The following is a 1396-nucleotide window of genomic DNA, read 5'->3' as shown; positions in this document are numbered from 1 at the left end:
CAGGTACTTGTGTTCCAACGCCGCCAATAGTAAGCCTGCCACCGTTTGTTGTGATTGCTTTTTGACCGCCTACGGTTTGAATGACTGTGTTTGCAGGGTTTGTTGCAAGTGCTTGAGTGTTTACTGCTGCACTTTGTGTTATTTGTTGGGTTAGGGCTTGTCCTAGTGGGGCAGGGTTGAAACTACTACTGCCGGAACCAAATCCATTGTTTGTATATGGATCAACACCTGCTCCAAGAGGATTATTGCCTGAATATGTGGTATTTCCGTTTTGGCTTAAATAATCTGTTGTATCAACTACCATATTGGTTGCCGATGTAAAAGCATAAGCAGCACCAGTTACAGGATTTGGCGCTGCTAAGAATGCAGCAGCTGTGGCTGATTGTGCTCCACTTAGAATGCTTTGTTTTATATTCCCTTGTTGATATTGTTCATATGAGTTATAAGCGGAGAATCCAGCATCAGCAGCGATTAAGCCTTTTCCGGCATATTTTAAACCTTCTAGCAACTTGCTACTTTCGCCATCTTTTGCTATACTATCTAAATAATCTTGGTAGGCAGAAGTTCTTCCGCCTCCTTCATTGAATTTTTTACCTTCAAAGGAGTTCTTATGAACACTATTATTTTGCTTGCTCTTGGAGCTGTCGGTGGATTGGCTGTTATCTATATTGGTGCTTTGATTATTGCTGGACTTCTCAACATCAAAGATAGGTTCTCTACCCATTGATGTAAAAGCCTTATTGATAGCCGGTTTAATAATCCCATCCTTCATACCAGCCTTTCTAGCAAGTCCTTCTGCTATCCCAGTACCAGTAAGCCCAAACATTAAGCCTTCTCCAATAGCACCCAATGCGTGTTCTGCATAACCGGTTATTCCATACTTAGAATCCCTCCCTCTTTTAACATTCTCACTGGAGTCTCTATTCACAAAAGCATTTCCGTCTAAATCTGTATCAACATTCATTCTTTCTCCACCAACAATAAGCTGTGAAGTTGTTGCCATATCTCCTGCACCTAAGGCTGAAAGTCCATCAGTGAATTTTTGTCCTGTTGTTGCAATTAAGCCATTTTTGCCTCTTGTCGCAATACCTGCTTTTATTGCCTGTGCATCAAATAAATCCTTATCGTTAGCACCTTCACGCATAGCATCAAGCTTTTTTTGCGTAATTTCTCTATCATTGCTTTTCTCAAAGCGTGTCTTGTCAACAGTAGCCATAGCACTTGCTTTTTGTGCTTGTGCGGCTGCATACTGCTCAGGAGAGTTGTATTTATCGACACTGGCTATATCACTCCCCGTTTTCCCCATAGATTGCGCAAAAGCCAAAGCCCCAGCACCAGATAAAGCCTGCTTCATGAATTCAGCAGCACCTTTACCACCTTCCATGATAGCTTTTGC

At 42.0% G+C, this 1396-nt stretch carries 1 protein-coding gene; it reads right to left on the bottom strand.

Going from position 1 to position 1396, the window contains the following annotated elements; all coding sequences use genetic code 11:
* Positions 1-1396, bottom strand: a 1396-nt coding sequence (locus tag ES948_RS10915) for a hypothetical protein (protein WP_188109507.1), incomplete at both ends; no start/stop codon positions are given.

Source organism: Sulfurimonas indica (genome assembly GCF_009192995.1).
Taxonomy (GTDB): domain Bacteria; phylum Campylobacterota; class Campylobacteria; order Campylobacterales; family Sulfurimonadaceae; genus Sulfurimonas; species Sulfurimonas indica.
Note: the sequence above shows the minus strand (reverse complement) of the source record. Positions and strands in the feature narration are given on the sequence as shown.